We start from the raw sequence: 15,684 nt of genomic DNA, 5'->3' as shown, positions 1-15,684 counted from the left end.
GGCTTCGAGGGCCGCAATCTCTCCGAAAAGGCCGGCGGGAGCAAGGCCAAATGGCCCAAAAAAGCCCCATCGCGTGCTATAGCTGCGCCCAACAAATTGCCTCAAAAATCGGACTTGCGATGTCAGACCTCCACCAAATTACGGACTCCGAGACCAATCCGCTGCTCAAGGCCTGGGTGACGCCGTTTGGGACCCCGCCCTTCGACGAGATCTCGCCGGAGCACTTCCTGCCGGCCTTCGAGCAGGCCTTCGCCGATCACGCCGCCGAGGTCGCGGCGATCACCAATGATCCGGCCACGCCCGACTTCGCCAACACCATCACGGCGCTGGAGCGCTCCGGCAAGCTGCTCAACAAGGTTGCGGCGGTGTTCTACGACCTGGTCTCGGCGCATTCCAATCCGGCCATCCTGGACATCGACAAGGAGGTCTCCGTGCGGATGGCGCGGCACTGGAATCCCATCATGATGAACGCCGTGCTGTTTGGCCGCATCGCCCAGCTGCACGAAAACCGCGCCGATCTTGGCCTGACACCGGAGCAGCTCCGTCTTCTGGAGCGCACCTACACCCGCTTCCACCGCGCCGGCGCCGGCCTGTCCGACGAGGCCAAGACGCGGCTGGCCGAGGTCAACGAGCAGCTGGCCCAGCTCGCGACCAGCTTCAGCCATCACCTGCTCGGCGACGAGCAGGACTGGTTCATGGAGCTTGGGGAGGCCGACCGGCAGGGCCTGCCGGAGAGCTTTGTCGCCGCCGCCAAGGCTGCGGCAGAAGACCGCGGCATGGCAGGCAAGGCCATCGTGACGCTGTCGCGCTCCTCCGCCGAGCCGTTCCTGAAGAGCTCGGCCCGCCGCGATCTGCGCGAGAAGGTCTACAAGGCCTTCATCGCGCGCGGGGACAACGGCAATGCCAACGACAACAACACGGCCATCGGCGAGATCCTGAAGCTGCGCGAGGAGAGCGCCCAGCTGCTGGGCTATCCGACCTTCGCCGCCTACCGGCTCGAAGACTCCATGGCGAAGACGCCGGATGCGGTTCGTGGCCTCCTGGAGCGGGTCTGGAAGCCGGCCCGGGCCCGTGCGCTCGCCGACCGCGACGAGATGCAGGCGCTGATCACGGAGGAGGGCGGCAATTTCAAGCTCGCGCCCTGGGATTGGCGTTACTACGCCGAAAAACTTCGCCTTCAACGCGCCAACTTCGACGACGCCGCGATCAAGCCGTATCTGACGCTCGATCAGATGATCGCCGCTGCCTTCGACTGCGCCACCCGCCTGTTCGGCATCACCTTCGCCGAGCGCAAGGATGTGTCGGTCTGGCACCCTGATGTACGGGTCTGGGAGGTGAAGGGTCCTGACGGCAAGCACAAGGCGCTGTTCTACGGCGACTATTACGCCCGGCCGTCCAAACGCTCCGGCGCCTGGATGACATCGCTGCGCGACCAGCAGAAGCTCGACGGCGAGATCGCCCCGCTCATCATCAATGTCTGCAACTTTGCCAAGGGCACGGGCAGCGAGCCTTCGCTGCTGTCGCCCGACGATGCCCGCACCCTGTTCCATGAATTCGGCCACGGCCTGCACGGCATGCTGTCCAACGTGACCTATCCGTCGCTGTCGGGCACCTCTGTCTTCACCGACTTCGTCGAGCTGCCCTCCCAGCTCTACGAGCACTGGCAGGAGCGGCCCGAGGTGCTGCAGCAATTCGCCCGCCACTACCAGACCGGCGAGCCGCTGCCTGACGATCTGCTGCAACGGTTCCTTGCCGCGCGAAAATTCAACCAGGGCTTTGCCACTGTCGAGTTCGTCTCCTCGGCGCTGCTCGATCTCGAGTTCCATTCCCAGCCGGCCTCTGCCGCGCAGGACGTCCGCGCCTTCGAGAAACGTGAGCTCGAGAAGATCGGGATGCCCGAGGAAATCTCGATGCGGCACCGGCCGACCCAGTTCGGCCACATCTTCTCCGGCGATCACTATGCGGCCGGCTATTACAGCTACATGTGGTCGGAGGTGATGGACGCCGACGCCTTCGGCGCCTTCGAGGAAGCCGGCAACGTCTTCGATCCTGAGGTGGCAAAACGCCTGCATGACGACATCTATTCGAGCGGCGGATCGGTCGACCCGGAAGCCGCCTACGAGGCTTTCCGCGGCCGCCCGCCCGAGCCCGACGCGCTGCTCCGCCGCCGCGGGCTGCTCGACGAAAAGGCGGCCTGATCGGCATGCGCGTCTTGCTGGGATGGCTGCTCGCTGTCGGCCTGTCGCTTGCAGCAGGCTCGGCGAGCGCACATCCGCATGTCTGGATCACAGCGACGAGCGAGCTGCTCTACGCCGAGGATGGCAGCATCACCGGCGTTCGCCACGCCTGGACCTTTGACGACATGTTCTCCGCCTATGCAGTGCAGGGGCTCGAGAGCAAGACCAAGGGGGCCTATACCCGCGAGGAGCTCGGGCCGCTGGCGCAGACCAATGTCGAGTCGCTGAAGGAATATGCCTACTTCACCTTCGCGAAAGCGGATGGCAAGAAGGAGCGCTTCAACGACCCGGTCGACTATTACCTCGACTACAAGGACACGGTGCTGACCCTGCATTTCACGCTGCCGCTCAAGAACCCGGTGAAGTCCAGGCAGCTGGTGCTCGAAGTGTTCGACCGCTCCTTCTTCATCGACTTTCAGATGGCCAGGGACAATCCGGTCAAGCTGGTCGGCGCACCCGCCGGCTGCCAGATGAAGCTCGATCGTCCCAGTGACGGTTCCGCGACCGCGCAGAAGCTCAACGAGCAGACCTTTCTGGATGGGCCGAATGCCAATTTCGGCATGATGTTCGCCAACAAGATCACGGTGGATTGCCCTTGAAGCCGCATCTCTCGCCGTTCGGGCGTGGGCTCCTTGCCTGCGCCGCTATTCTCCTCGTCGCCGGCATGGCCGACGCCGCGCTCCACGATGTCCTTGCGCAAAATCCGTTCGGCGCGCCGAAGCAGGCGCCGCAGCCCGAAGCCGGTGGTCTCATCGGCTGGCTGCTGGCAAAGCAGTCGGAATTCTATCGCCAGATGTCGTCGACCATCCGGGCGGCCAAGTCCGACGGCTCGGCGGTGTGGACGCTGCTCTTCATCTCCTTTGCCTACGGCATCTTCCATGCCGCCGGCCCCGGCCACGGCAAGGCGGTGATCGCCTCCTATCTCGTTGCCAACCGCGAGACCGCGCGGCGCGGCATCGCGCTGTCGTTTGCCTCCGCGCTGATGCAGTCGCTTGCGGCGATCTCGATCGTCGGCATCTCGGCCTGGATCCTGAACGCCACCGCCAAGACCATGTGCAAGGCGGAGGGCGCGATCGAAATCGCAAGCTATGCCCTGATCGCGCTGTTCGGCCTGCGGCTGGTCTGGGTCAAGGGCCGCACCTTCCTCCGCGCACTGCAGGTGGCGCAGCCGGTGCCCGCCTTGGCGGGCGTGCCGCATGACCATCATGATCACCACGACCATCATCACCACGATCATGGTCATGATCCCGCGCACGCCCATCATCACCACGGGCATGACCACGTTCACGACGAGCATTGCGGCCATTCTCATGGCCCGACTCCGAGCGAGCTCGCGGGCCCCGGTGGCTGGCGGCGCGGCTTTGCCGCGATCCTGACCGTCGGGATCCGTCCCTGCTCGGGTGCGATCCTGGTGCTGGTGTTCACGCTCGCCCAGGGCCTGTTCTGGGCCGGCATTGCCGCGACCTTCCTGATGGGCTTGGGCACCGCGATCACTGTGGCGGTCATCGCGGTGATGGCCGTCTCGGCCAAGGACGTCGCCGGCCGCCTGAGCGCGGGGCGTGACGGCGGCGGCGCGCTTTTGATGCGCGGTGTCGAACTCGGCGCGGCGGCTCTCGTGCTGCTGTTCGGCGCGGGGCTGTTGTTCGGCTACATCGCGGCCGAGCGGACGACGTGCTTTTGAGGTCCTCTCACCCTCGCCCTCCAGGGGAGGGTAAGAGCTCACACCGGCAGCAGCCGCTTCAACATCGGCATGAAGAAGATCGCGAGATTGATCGCAAAGCCGATGCTCCACAGGATGGAGCGCAGCGCCGGCCGGTTGCCGAGATAGGTCAGGACGTAGGCGACCCGCACGATCAGGAACAGCACCGCGAGCTCGTCGACCAGGCGCTGCGGCGAGTCCCTGTATTCGGCGAGCAGGATGGCGAAGGCGAAGAACGGAAAGGTCTCGATCCCGTTCTGGTGCGCGCCGAGCGCGCGCTGCGCGATGGCGTCCTGATAGAAGGCGGGATCGCGCGGCCGCGAATTGTCGAAGCCGCGAAACCTGATCCATTTGATCGAGACGATCGTCAAGAGATAGAGCAGCAGCGCTCCGAGCACGCACCATTCCGCGAGCGTCATCGTTCCTCCCCCGCCTGGAAGCGACCCTAGCCAAACCCGGCTCATCTTGACAAGTTCGGACCAACGCGCGACCCAAAGGTCATGACGACCATCGCCGCCCCCATCGTTTCAGCGAAACCGGCAACACAGTCGGCCCCATCGCGCGTGGGCGTGCTGCTGGTCAATCTCGGGACGCCCGACACCGCCGATGCGCCTGGTGTGCGGGTCTACCTCAAGGAATTCCTGTCGGACCCCCGCGTCATCGAGGACCAGGGCCTGATCTGGCAATTGGTGCTCAACGCCATCATCCTGCGCAGCCGCCCGCGCACCAAGGCGCTCGATTACCGGAAGATATGGAACAACGAGCGCAATGAGTCGCCGCTGAAGACCATCACGCGGTCGCAAGCCGACAAGCTCGCCGCCGCATTGTCTGCTAGCCCGCATGTCGGGGTGGACTGGGCGATGCGCTACGGCAATCCCTCGATCGAGGCGGGCATCGATGCGCTGATCGCGAAGGGCTGCGAACGCATTCTCGCGGTTCCGCTTTATCCGCAATATTCCGCCTCGACTTCGGCGACCGTCTGCGACGAGGTGTTCCGCGTGCTGGCCCGCCTGCGCAACCAGCCGACACTGCGCGTGACGCCGCCATATTACGAGGACGAGGCCTACATCGAGGCGCTCGCAACCTCGATCGAGGCCCATCTCGCGACCCTGCCATTCAAGCCCGAGCTGATCGTCGCCTCCTTTCACGGCATGCCGAAATCCTATGTCGACAAGGGCGATCCCTATCAGAGCCACTGCATCGCCACTACGCACGCACTGCGCCGCCGGCTCGGCATGGACGACACAAACCTGCTGCTCACATTCCAGTCGCGCTTCGGCAATGATGAATGGCTGCAGCCCTACACCGACAAGACGATGGAGCGGCTGGCGAAAGAAGGCGTGCGCCGGATTGCGGTGGTGACGCCGGGCTTTTCCGCCGATTGTCTTGAGACACTGGAGGAGATCGCGCAGGAGAACGCCGAGATCTTCCGGCACAATGGCGGCGAGCAGTTTTCCGCGATCCCCTGCCTCAACGACAGTGCTCCCGGCATGGACGTGATCCGCACGCTCGTGCTGCGGGAGTTGCAAGGCTGGATCTGAGATGTCTGGATTTGAGGCGCCCATGAACCGCCGCGAGTGTCTGGCGCTTCTTGGGACGATCGCCGCGCTGGCGCCCCGGGCACGGGCGCAGCGGCCGGCTCCGCCGCGCCGCCTGGGGGTGCTGTCGGTCACTGCTGCTGACGATGTGATCGGCCGGCCGCGGCTCGCCGAGGCGCTTGCCTCCCTTGGCTGGAAGGATCGAGACAATGTCAAAATCGACTGGCGCAGCGGCGCCGGTGACCGGGCCCACCTCGCGCAGCTTGCCGACGAGCTGATCGCGCTCAAGCCCGACATCCTGCTCGCGCTCGGCACCCCCTCGGTGGAAGAGTTGCGCCGGCGCACCGCGACGATCCCGATCGTGTTTGCGGTGGTCACCGATCCGGTCGGCCAGGGCTTTGTCCAGAACCTGGCCCATCCCGGCGGCAACATCACCGGCTTCACCGATTACGACGGGCCGCTGGCCGGCAAATGGCTGGAGATGCTGACGCAGGTCACGCCAAAGGTGTCCCGCGTCTTCGTCGTCTACAATCCGGCAACCGCGCCGTTCGCACCGCTGATGCTGCGCACGCTCGAGGAGGCCGGGCGAACACTGCACGTGACGATCGAGCCGGCGCGCGTGCATGATGTCGCTTCTATCGCCGCGCTGGCGTCGCGCAAGGACGGCGGTTTCCTGGTGCTGCCGGACTTCTTCGCCATGGCGAACCGCGCGCAGTTGCTGGCGGCGATTGAGCAGGCGCGTCTGCCGGCCGTGTTCTGCATCCGGGCCTTTGTCGATGAAGGCGGGCTGATGTCCTACAGCACCGACAGTGCCGAGCAGTTGCGGCGGGCCGCCGGCTATGTCGATCGCATCCTGAAGGGTGCGCAGCCTGCGGACCTCCCGATCCAGAACCCGACCAAGTTCGAGCTCGCAATCAACCTCAAGACGGCCAAGGCGATCGGCGTCGCGCTTCCCCCAGGCCTGCTCGCCATCGCGAACGACGTCATCGAGTAGCGTCGCAAATCGTTAACGTTTGCCGCTAGGTCTGCGCCTTCTCGCTTTCAAGGGCTCTTCGTAAATACATAATCGTGACCGTCCCCTCTCAGCACGTCTTGTGCGCAATGGCGAGAATGCCGACGTGAAAAGCGACCGCTGAACCGATAGGGTCCTGATCCCGACCAATGACAGCGCGGGAGAGGCCTTTTTCCCGCCTTGGAGGAGATATGAGCGGCTTCGACATTTTCGCGATTGTTCTTGTGTTGCTCGTCATCATCACGCTGATTGCCGGCGTGAAGACGGTCCCGCAGGGCTATGACTGGACCATCGAGCGGTTCGGCAAATACACGCAGACGCTGAGTCCGGGCCTTAACTTGATCGTGCCCTATTTCGATCGCGTGGGTCGCAAGATCAACATGATGGAGCAGGTGATCGACATCCCCGAGCAGGAGGTCATCACCAAGGACAACGCCACCGTGACGGTCGACGGCGTCGCCTTCTTCCAGGTGTTCGATGCCGCCAAGGCGAGCTACGAGGTCGCCAATCTGACGCAAGCGATCACGGTGCTGACCATGACAAACATCCGATCCGTGATGGGATCGATGGATCTCGACCAGGTGCTGTCGCATCGCGACGAGATCAACGAGCGCCTGCTGCGCGTCGTCGACGCCGCGGTCTCGCCCTGGGGCGTCAAGGTCAACCGCATCGAGATCAAGGACATCGTGCCGCCGGCTGACCTCGTCGAAGCCATGGGCCGGCAGATGAAGGCCGAGCGCGTGAAGCGCGCCGACATTCTGGCCGCGGAAGGCCAGCGCCAGTCCGAGATCCTGCGCGCCGAGGGCGCCAAGCAGGGGCAGATCCTCCAGGCCGAAGGCCGCCGCGAAGCTGCCTTCCGCGACGCCGAGGCCCGTGAGCGTCTGGCTGAGGCCGAGGCCAAGGCGACGCAGGCGGTGTCGGAAGCCATCGCCAAGGGCGACGTGGCCGCGCTGAACTATTTTATCGCCGACAAGTATATCAAGGCGTTCGGCCAGTTCGCGGAGGCGCCGAACCAGAAGATCATCATGCTGCCGATGGAGGCGACCAGCATGCTCGGCTCGCTCGCCGGCATCGGCGAGATTGCCAAGGCAACCTTCGGCGAAAGCGCGGCATCCGCGGCGGCCGCCGCGCGCCGCACCAGCTCGGTGCCCCCGACCGGCTCGACGCCGCCCTCGGTCCCGCCGCGGCAAGGGTAAGGAACGGCGCATGATTTTCCGCTAAGGTCATGCGCCAATACAAAGAGGTCGTGTCATGGCCGACATGTTCGTATCGCTCGGCAACTGGAACTGGCTGATCTTCGGCTTCATCCTGATGGCGCTCGAAGTGATCGCGCCGGGCGTGTTCCTGTTCTGGCTCGGGCTTGCCGCGTTGCTGGTGGGCCTGATCTCGTTCGTTACAGTCATCTCCTGGCAGATCCAGCTCGTGATGTTCGCGGTGTTCGCCGCCGCCGCCGTGCCGGTGTGGCGCCGGCTCGCCCGGCCGAAGCCTGATGGCAGCGCCAGCCCCTTCCTCAACAAGCGCACCGAGGCACTGTTGGGGCGCGAGTTCACGCTGGAGAAGCCGATCATCGACGGCAACGGCACTGTCCGTATCGGCGACACGGTATGGCGCGTGGCCGGCCCGGATACGCCGGCGGGGACGCGGGTGAAGGTGGTGCAGGTGGATGGTGCGAATTTGACGGTCGCTGCGGCGTGAGCCGCTCCTACCTCCAAGGGAGGGTAAGAGCAGCCCCTACCTCTTCCACCTCTCCGCAAAGCGGTGCAGCGGCATGAATGTCTCGCACAAGTCCCGCCCGAGCGGCGTCAGCCCATAACCGCCACCGTCGCCCAGTTCCACAAACCCGGCCTCGCGCAACTCCGTCAGCCGCGCTTGCAGCACCGTCGGCGAAGCCTCGTCGCAGGCCGTGCGCAAGGCACGCGAGGTGAGGGGCTCGTCGCGCAGCTCCCACAGGATCCGCAGGCTCCAGCGGCGGCCGAGCAGGTCAAGCAGCGCCATGATCGGCCGCCCGGTGCGCGAGCCGCGGACTTTCCGTGAGCTTCCCCGTTTCGCCATCGCGCCCCTCTTGCATCCCGCTACGGATAATGTAGCGTTGCGCTACATTAATTGTAGCAAGAAAGGCGCCCATGTCATCCATGATGCCGCGAATCGCCCCGCTCGATCAGCCTTATCCCCCGGAGATCGAAGCGCAGTTCGACCGCATCATGCGCGGCGCGCCGCCGCTGCTGCTGTTCCGGGTCATGGCGGGCCATACGCGCGCCTGGAACAAGTTTCGCGCCGGCGGCTTGCTCGATCCCGGACCGCTGTCGCTCCGCCAGCGCGAGATCGTCATCGACCGCACCTGCGCGCTCAACACATGCGAATATGAATGGGGCGTCCATGTCGCGGCGTTCGCCGGCCCGGCCGAGCTCACCGAGGATGAGGTGCTCGCGACCGTGAAGGGCGATGCGACTTCATCCTGCTGGTCGCCGGATGAGCAGGCCCTGATCGCGGCGGTGGACGCGCTGCACACCTGCGCGACCTTCACCGACGCGGAGTTTGCTGTGTTGTCGGCGCATTACGACGAGGCGCAAATCCTCGAGATCATGCTGCTGTGCGGCTTCTACCGCACGGTGTCGTATCTGGCGAACGGGCTGAAGCTGCCGCTGGAGGAGAACGCGGCGCGGTTTCCGGGGTAGACATTCCAACCGCAGTCATTGCGAGGAGCTCGCGATAAAATTGCGAAGCAATTTTGCGCTGAAGCGACGAACCAATGGCGGGGAGAGACCTACGCCACGCCCGCCCGCAGCAGATCGTGCAGATGCACGATGCCGACCACCTTGTCTGCCTCGGTCACCACCAGCGTCGTGATCTTGCGGGTGTTCAGCACCTCGATCATCTCGGTCGCGAGCATCGAGGGCGGCACGGTCTTCGGCCGCCTGGTCATGATGTCATCGACCGACGCCGTCAACAGATCGGGCCGCATGTGGCGGCGCAGATCGCCGTCGGTGATGATGCCCACGGCCTCGTTCGCGGCGTCGACGATGCAGACGCAGCCGAGCCCCTTGGCCGACATCTCCACCACCGCGTCCGACATCTTGGTGCCCAGGGGCTTGACTGGAATCTCCGCGCCGGTGCGCATGTAGTCGCGGACGAATTTCAGCATCGCGCCGAGCTTGCCGCCGGGATGGAAATGCGCGAACTCCAGCGCCGTGAAGCCGCGGCCTTCGAGCAGCGCAATCGCAATGGCATCGCCGATGGCGGCCTGCATCATGGTCGAGGTGGTCGGCGCCAGATTGTGCGGGCAGGCCTCGCGCGCCTTCGGCAGCTCGATGACGATGTCGGCGGCCTGGCCGAGCGAAGACGCCGCGTTCGAGGTCACCGCGATCATCGGGATCGCAAACCGCGCCGAATAGTTCACCAGCGTCTTCATCTCCGGCTGCTCGCCGGACCAGGACAGCGCCATGATGACGTCGTCAGTCGTGATCATGCCGAGGTCGCCATGGGCGGCTTCAGCGGTGTGAACGAAGAACGCCGGCGTGCCCGTCGAGGCGAGGGTCGCCGCGGTCTTGCGCGCCATGTGGCCCGATTTGCCGAGGCCGGTGACGATGACGCGGCCCTTGGCGTTGCGGATCAGATCGACCGCTCTGGCAAAAGGCTCGCCCAGCGGCCCGCGCAGCGCGGCGGCGAGCGCGTTGATGCCGCCGCTCTCTGTCTCCAGCGTGCGGAGCGCGGATTCGACGCTGTCAGGAGTGGGGCCAGATGAGTGGGTCATCAGCGGTTTCGAACTCGGCATGTGCTGGTCCAGGGAGGAGGGGCGTCGGCCCGTTGGCGCCTCCCTTAGCATGCCCGGACCTTCGAGGCGACGCGGGCGCCAGGACCTCAACGGGTCATTAACCATAATTGTTTTAACTCCATTAAGGATGGTTCCCCGCGTGTCCGCGCGAGGCCATCAGTCAAGTATCTGATTTCGTTGGAGTTATTCCATCGTGGGGTCGCCTCCAGGCAGGGGCCGGAGCAAGCGCGCGCAACTCCTTCGCGCCGCTTTGCCATGCCTGCTGCTGACCGCGCTGGAAAGCGCGCCCGCGGCCGCCCAGAGCGTCACGCCAGACCTGTTCAATCCCACCCGCGGTGGCTTCGTCTCGCCTGACACGCTGCCGACGCGGCGCACGGCGGGCGTCCTGCAGGCACCCTCGGATGCGATCCCGCAGCCGCCGGATCCCAATGATGATCCGCGCAAGCGAAGCGAGACGGCGGCGCCATCCCGAATCGCCCAGGTCCCGGCCTATGGCCTGCCCGCGGCCAACGGCGCGAGCAGCTCCGGCTACGACTCGCTCAACCGCAAGCGCCAGCAGCCAAAGCTCTATCCGGGCCAGCCGAAGCCCATGAAGCCCGCAGGCCCGGGCTCGCCGGTGCCGCTTGCGACGCCCGACACGAGCCTTGGCCCACCGCGCATCGCGCCGCCGCCGTCGGAGACCGCGCATAAGGCGCCGCTGTCGCCCGCGATGGCCGGCACCGTCCCCGGCCAGCCATTGCGCCGTCGCCTCAAGGTCGATGACGATGCGTTCGGCGCGGTCGGCGACTACGCCGGCAGCTTCCTGATCAAGGGCGGGCTCGAGCTCTCCACCGGCTACGACAGCAATCCTGCGCGCTTGCAAAAGCCTGTCGGTTCGCCCGTCTACGTGGTCGCGCCCGATCTGCTGGTGATGTCGGACTGGGAGCGCCATGCGCTGGTGGCGGATTTGCGCGGTTCGTTCTCCGGCTACACCAACAACATGCCGGCCGCGATCGACGGGCTTCCCTCGCCGTCGCCGGTCGAGATCGACCGTCCTGACTTCACCGGCCATGTCGACGGCCGTTTCGACGTCGACCGCGATCTCAAGCTGACGTCGCAGCTGCGCCTGCGGCTCGCCACCGACAATCCCGGCAGCCCGAACGTGCAGGCCGGTTTGCAGAAATATCCTGTCTACGCCACCTATGGCGGAACCTTCGGCTTCGACCAGACCTTCAACCGCTTCCAGGTCGCGGCCGGCGCGACCGTCGATCGCACCGCCTACACGGATTCAAAACTCACCGACGGTTCGACCTTCAGCAATGATGACCGCGACTTCAACCAGTATGGCGGCGTCGGGCGTTTCTCTTACGAGCTGAAGCCTGGCCTCAAGCCGTTCGTCGAGATCGAGGGCGACAACCGCATTCACGACCAGGCCGCCGACCGCAACGGCTATTTGCGCGATTCATCCGGCGGCTATGCCAAGGTCGGCTCGTCCTTCGAGTTCTCGCGCATCCTCACCGGCGAAGTCTCGGTCGGCTATTCCGCGCGCACCTATGTCGACGCGCGGCTGAGCCAGCTCTCGGGCTTCCTCACCTCGGGCTCGCTGATCTGGAACGCCAGCGGCCTGACGACGGTGAAATTCAACACCGACACGCAGATCGCGGAAACCACCATCCCCGGCTCCTCCGGCGTGCTGGTGCACACCTATGCCGCCGAAGTCGACCACGACTTCCGCCGCTGGCTCACCGCGATCGGCAAGTTCACCTACGGCACCTACGACTATCAGGGCCAGAATCGCAACGACAAGACCTACTCGCTCGAAGGCAACCTGATCTACAAGCTGAACCGCAACATCTGGATCAAGGGCACGCTGCGCCACGACATCCTGGATTCGAACGTCTCTGGCGCGAGTTCGCAGGGGACGGTGGTGATGCTGGGAGTTAGGTTGCAGAATTAGAGGGGCGGTACGTACAGGGGTGGTAGACACTCAGTTTTCACGATAAGGTACAAATAGTCTGCACCGCGAAAGAAGCAGCATTGAAAGCAAACTCGGTTGCTTATGTCCCTTAAGGAAAAGCTCGACTATGTCACTGTGAAAGGCTTCAAGAGCATCGCTTCTATCGAGCGGCTGCCCTTGAATTCGATTAACATTATTGTCGGAGCCAACGGGTCCGGTAAGTCGAACTTCATCGGAGCTTTTTCCTTCCTTCACTCGGTTCGCGAAGGGCGTCTGCAGGATTACGTTCGAAGGACTGGCGGCGCAAATCAATTGCTCCACTTCGGGTCCAAAGCAACACCGAGGATGGAATTTGAGCTTTCATTCAAAGACGAAATGAACGGCTATAGGCTGGACTTGAGCGCTACCCAGGACGATAGCCTGTACCCCTCTCGTGAAGAGGCGCTCTTCTGGGACAAATCGAGAGGGTTTGGGAGTCCCTATATTGAGTATCTCGATCCTCAGGGAGCAGGTCGCGAGGCCGGCATAAGCAATCCAAGATTGATCAGGACGCCCGGGTGGGTTCAACATCGCCTCAGCTTGTGGAGATTGTATCATGTTCACGATACAAGCCCCACGTCACCTATGCGGCAAACCGCAAAGCTTGATGATAATGCCTATCTGCGTCCGGATGGTGCTAACCTCGCTGCCTTTCTCTATTTGCTCAAAGAGAAGCATTCGTCGGAATATGATTTGATCAGAGCAACGGTGCAGCTTGTCGCACCGTTCTTCGATGATTTTTTGTTGCGGCCCGATCCCCTCAATGAGGAGGCGATCCGTCTTGCTTGGAAGCACAAGCGTTCAGATCAATATTTCAATGCCTCGGCCCTTTCGGATGGCTCTCTTAGGTTCATTTTGCTCGCGACCCTATTTTTGCAGCCACAAAAGTATCTTCCGTCGATTGTTCTCGTTGATGAGCCGGAGTTGGGCTTGCATCCATATGCGATTGGCTTGCTTGCATCGCTCGTACGGCAAGTTTCCGCTAGAGCTCAAGTAATCGTCTCTACTCAATCACCACTTCTGCTGGACTATTTTGAGCCTGAGGAGGTTCTCGTCGCGCGGAGGGATGGTGGTGGCACCATTCTGAATCGTTTGGAATCTGCGCCTCTCAAGGATTGGCTCTCTGACTACAGTTTAGGTCAACTCTGGGAAAAGAACGAAATCGGAGGGCGCCCCACGCCAGAATAATATGAAGCGGTTGTTGGTGCACGTAGAGGGGCAGACTGAGGAGACCTTCGTGAATGAGGTGCTTTGCATGCATCTCTATTCTCATGGTTTCAACAGTATTAGCGCTCGCCTAATAGGCAATGCTCGCCTGAGGATTCATCGTGGCGGCATAAAGCCATGGTCCTCGACAAAGCGTGACATCCTTGGGCACCTGAAGAACGATCCATCGTGCATCGCAACTTTGATGGTTGACTTCTATGGATTGCCGTCAGGCGCTGACGACGGATGGCCGGGGCGAGCAGAAGCAAATGCTTTGGGTTCAGCTGAAGCCAAAGTAGCGATCGTGCAATCAAAAATATTGGACGATATTGCTGCTGCGATGGGCTCCGACTTCGATCGAAGCAGATTTGTGCCATTTGTATTGATGCACGAGTTCGAAGCGCTGCTATTCAGCGACTGTGCCCGATTTGCCGAAGCGATCGGACAGGCAAATCTTGGGGCACAGTTTCAGCAGATTCGCGACGGCTTTCAGTCCCCGGAAGAGATTAATGATTCGCCTGTGACCGCGCCTTCAAAGCGGATAGCTGCTCTATTCCCGTCCTATCAGAAGATATTACACGGGAACGTAGCAGTACTGGGAATTGGCCTTCAGATTATTAGGGATCACTGCCCAAATTTTCGAGCCTGGCTCGAAAGGCTTGAGCACGTCGGAGCGTCGTAACGAATCTACCTTGGCAGATCCGTCTTCCCCATCAGGAACGTGTCGATCGAGCGGGCACACAGCCGGCCCTCGCGGATGGCCCAGACCACCAGCGACTGGCCGCGGCGCATGTCGCCGGCGGAGAACACGTTCGGGCGTGAGGTCTGGTAGTCCAGCGTGTTGGCCTTGACGTTGCCGCGCGGGTCGAGATCGACGGCGAGCTGCTTCAAGAGGCCCTCGTGCACCGGGTGCACAAAGCCCATCGCAAGGAGGACCAGCTCGGCATCGAGCTCGAACTCGGTGCCTTCGATCGGCTTGAACTTGTCGTCGACGCGCACGCAGTGCAGCTTCCTGACCTTGCCGTTCTCGCCCGAGAACTTCTGCGTCAGCACGGCGAATTCGCGGACCGCGCCTTCGGCCTGGCTCGAGGACGTGCGCATCTTCAGCGGCCAGTTCGGCCAGGTCAGGCCCTTGTTCTCGCGCTCGGGCGGTGCGGGCATGATCTCGAGCTGGGTCACGGACAGCGCGCCCTGGCGCAGCGAAGTGCCGATGCAGTCCGATCCGGTGTCGCCGCCGCCGATGACGACGACATGCTTGCCGCCGGCCAGGATCTCCTTGACGCCGTTCAGCGGCTCGCTGGAGACACGGCGGTTCTGCTGCGGCAGGAAGTCCATGGCGTAGTGGATGCCGTCGAACTCGCGGCCGGGGATCGGCAGGTCGCGCGGGGCTTCCGCGCCGCCGGTCAGCGCGATCGCGTCGTACTGGTTGAGCATCTCGCGCGGGTCGACATTGCCGTCGACGCCGACATGGCTGTTGTAGTGGAAGGTGACGCCTTCGCCCTCCATCTGCTTGACGCGGCGGTCGATGACACCCTTCTCCATCTTGAAGTCGGGGATGCCGTAGCGCAGCAGTCCGCCGGCCTTGGCGTACTTCTCGAACAGATGCACCTCGTGGCCGGCGCGCGCGAGCTGCTGCGCGCAGGCCATGCCGGCCGGACCCGAGCCGATCACCGCGACTTTCTTGCCCGTCTTCACGGCTGCGACTTCAGGCTTCAGCCAGCCATTGTCCCAGGCGCGGTCGACGATCGCGCATTCGATGGTCTTGATGGTGACGGGGTTGTCGTCGATGTTGAGCGTGCAGGACGCTTCGCACGGCGCCGGGCAGATGCGGCCGGTGAATTCGGGGAAATTGTTGGTCGAGTGCAGATTGCGCGAAGCCTCTTCCCAATTGCCCTGATAGACGAGGTCGTTCCAGTCGGGGATCTGGTTGTTGACCGGGCAGCCGGGCGTGCCCGGCGCGACCGAGCCGGTGCCGTGGCAGTAGGGAATGCCGCAGTTCATGCAGCGCGCGGCCTGGTCGCGCGTTTCCTTCTCGGTCAAGGGAACGACGAACTCGTTGTAGTGCTTCACGCGCTCGGCGACCGGGGTGTACCTGCGGTCATGCCGTTCGATTTCGAGAAAACCCGTGATCTTGCCCATTAAACCCGAAGTCCCTGCCGGCTAATTCGTCTGTTATTTCCTCAACCGTCATTGCGAGGAGCGAAGCGACGAAGCAATCCAGCGTGTCCGAGAAGAAATTCTGGAT

The 15,684-nt window shown here is 63.4% G+C and carries 15 protein-coding genes; 11 read left to right on the top strand and 4 right to left on the bottom strand.

What is annotated here, in order from left to right; genetic code table 11:
* Nucleotides 1-119: 119 nt before the first annotated feature.
* The 3 genes from ACVIIW_RS05400 to ACVIIW_RS05390 are packed head-to-tail and all read left to right on the top strand — an operon-like array spanning nucleotide 120 to nucleotide 3,918.
* Nucleotides 120-2,198 carry a M3 family metallopeptidase gene (locus ACVIIW_RS05400; protein WP_456699797.1) on the top strand — a complete coding sequence of 693 codons (2,079 nt, stop codon included), beginning with the start codon at nucleotides 120-122 and terminating at the stop codon, nucleotides 2,196-2,198.
* Complete coding sequence (locus ACVIIW_RS05395; RefSeq protein ID WP_456705091.1) at nucleotides 2,198-2,836, top strand: DUF1007 family protein; 639 nt, start codon at nucleotides 2,198-2,200, stop codon at nucleotides 2,834-2,836. Before ACVIIW_RS05400 ends, ACVIIW_RS05395 begins: the two co-directional genes overlap by 1 nt.
* Complete coding sequence (locus ACVIIW_RS05390) at nucleotides 2,833-3,918, top strand: nickel/cobalt transporter (RefSeq protein WP_456699796.1); 1,086 nt, start codon at nucleotides 2,833-2,835, stop codon at nucleotides 3,916-3,918. The genes ACVIIW_RS05395 and ACVIIW_RS05390 overlap by 4 nt, the downstream gene beginning before the upstream one ends.
* A gap of 38 nt (nucleotides 3,919-3,956) precedes the next feature.
* On the opposite strand, the gene ACVIIW_RS05385 is transcribed toward ACVIIW_RS05390, so the two are convergent.
* The gene (locus ACVIIW_RS05385; RefSeq protein WP_456699795.1) at nucleotides 3,957-4,355 is read right to left on the bottom strand and encodes an MAPEG family protein; all 399 of its coding nucleotides are present in this window, start codon (nucleotides 4,353-4,355) and stop codon (nucleotides 3,957-3,959) included.
* 81 nt (nucleotides 4,356-4,436) lie between these two features.
* Here ACVIIW_RS05385 and hemH point away from each other — a divergent pair, with 81 nt between their 5' ends.
* The 4 genes from hemH to ACVIIW_RS05365 all read left to right on the top strand — a co-directional run bounded on the left by hemH (nucleotide 4,437) and on the right by ACVIIW_RS05365 (nucleotide 8,181).
* Nucleotides 4,437-5,477, top strand: a complete 1,041-nt coding sequence (gene hemH, locus ACVIIW_RS05380) for a ferrochelatase (RefSeq protein ID WP_456699794.1) — start codon at nucleotides 4,437-4,439, stop codon at nucleotides 5,475-5,477.
* Between the two features lie 22 nt (nucleotides 5,478-5,499).
* Complete coding sequence (locus ACVIIW_RS05375; RefSeq protein WP_456699793.1) at nucleotides 5,500-6,468, top strand: ABC transporter substrate-binding protein; 969 nt, start codon at nucleotides 5,500-5,502, stop codon at nucleotides 6,466-6,468.
* 209 nt (nucleotides 6,469-6,677) lie between these two features.
* Nucleotides 6,678-7,682, top strand: a complete 1,005-nt coding sequence (locus ACVIIW_RS05370) for an SPFH domain-containing protein (protein ID WP_456699792.1) — start codon at nucleotides 6,678-6,680, stop codon at nucleotides 7,680-7,682.
* Between the two features lie 55 nt (nucleotides 7,683-7,737).
* Entirely contained in the window at nucleotides 7,738-8,181 is a 444-nt protein-coding gene (locus ACVIIW_RS05365) for an NfeD family protein (protein ID WP_456699791.1), read from the top strand.
* Between the two features lie 36 nt (nucleotides 8,182-8,217).
* Here ACVIIW_RS05365 and ACVIIW_RS05360 read toward each other — a convergent pair whose 3' ends face one another.
* On the bottom strand, nucleotides 8,218-8,538 hold the full coding sequence (locus ACVIIW_RS05360; RefSeq protein ID WP_456699790.1) for a winged helix-turn-helix transcriptional regulator: 321 nt from the start codon (nucleotides 8,536-8,538) through the stop codon (nucleotides 8,218-8,220).
* Nucleotides 8,539-8,609: 71 nt separating this feature from the next.
* Between ACVIIW_RS05360 and ACVIIW_RS05355 the strand changes: the two genes are divergently transcribed.
* Complete coding sequence (locus ACVIIW_RS05355; protein ID WP_456699789.1) at nucleotides 8,610-9,161, top strand: carboxymuconolactone decarboxylase family protein; 552 nt, start codon at nucleotides 8,610-8,612, stop codon at nucleotides 9,159-9,161.
* An 89-nt stretch (nucleotides 9,162-9,250) separates the two neighbouring features.
* Here the strand turns inward: ACVIIW_RS05355 and ACVIIW_RS05350 are convergent, their stop codons facing one another.
* Nucleotides 9,251-10,258: a KpsF/GutQ family sugar-phosphate isomerase gene (locus ACVIIW_RS05350; protein ID WP_456699788.1), complete on the bottom strand. Its 1,008-nt coding sequence runs from the start codon at nucleotides 10,256-10,258 to the stop codon at nucleotides 9,251-9,253.
* 193 nt (nucleotides 10,259-10,451) lie between these two features.
* Between ACVIIW_RS05350 and ACVIIW_RS05345 the strand changes: the two genes are divergently transcribed.
* The 3 genes from ACVIIW_RS05345 to ACVIIW_RS05335 all read left to right on the top strand — a co-directional run bounded on the left by ACVIIW_RS05345 (nucleotide 10,452) and on the right by ACVIIW_RS05335 (nucleotide 14,121).
* Complete coding sequence (locus ACVIIW_RS05345) at nucleotides 10,452-12,194, top strand: outer membrane beta-barrel protein (protein WP_456699787.1); 1,743 nt, start codon at nucleotides 10,452-10,454, stop codon at nucleotides 12,192-12,194.
* A 102-nt stretch (nucleotides 12,195-12,296) separates the two neighbouring features.
* Entirely contained in the window at nucleotides 12,297-13,421 is a 1,125-nt protein-coding gene (locus tag ACVIIW_RS05340; protein ID WP_456699786.1) for an AAA family ATPase, read from the top strand.
* 1 nt (nucleotide 13,422) lies between these two features.
* Nucleotides 13,423-14,121, top strand: coding sequence for a DUF4276 family protein (locus ACVIIW_RS05335; protein ID WP_456699785.1), 699 nt, complete (start codon nucleotides 13,423-13,425; stop codon nucleotides 14,119-14,121).
* 5 nt (nucleotides 14,122-14,126) lie between these two features.
* Here the strand turns inward: ACVIIW_RS05335 and ACVIIW_RS05330 are convergent, their stop codons facing one another.
* Entirely contained in the window at nucleotides 14,127-15,578 is a 1,452-nt protein-coding gene (locus ACVIIW_RS05330) for a glutamate synthase subunit beta (protein WP_456699784.1), read from the bottom strand.
* Between the last annotated feature and the right edge of the window lie 106 nt (nucleotides 15,579-15,684).

This window comes from Bradyrhizobium sp. USDA 4449, assembly GCF_054056275.1.
Note: the sequence above shows the minus strand (reverse complement) of the source record. Positions and strands in the feature narration are given on the sequence as shown.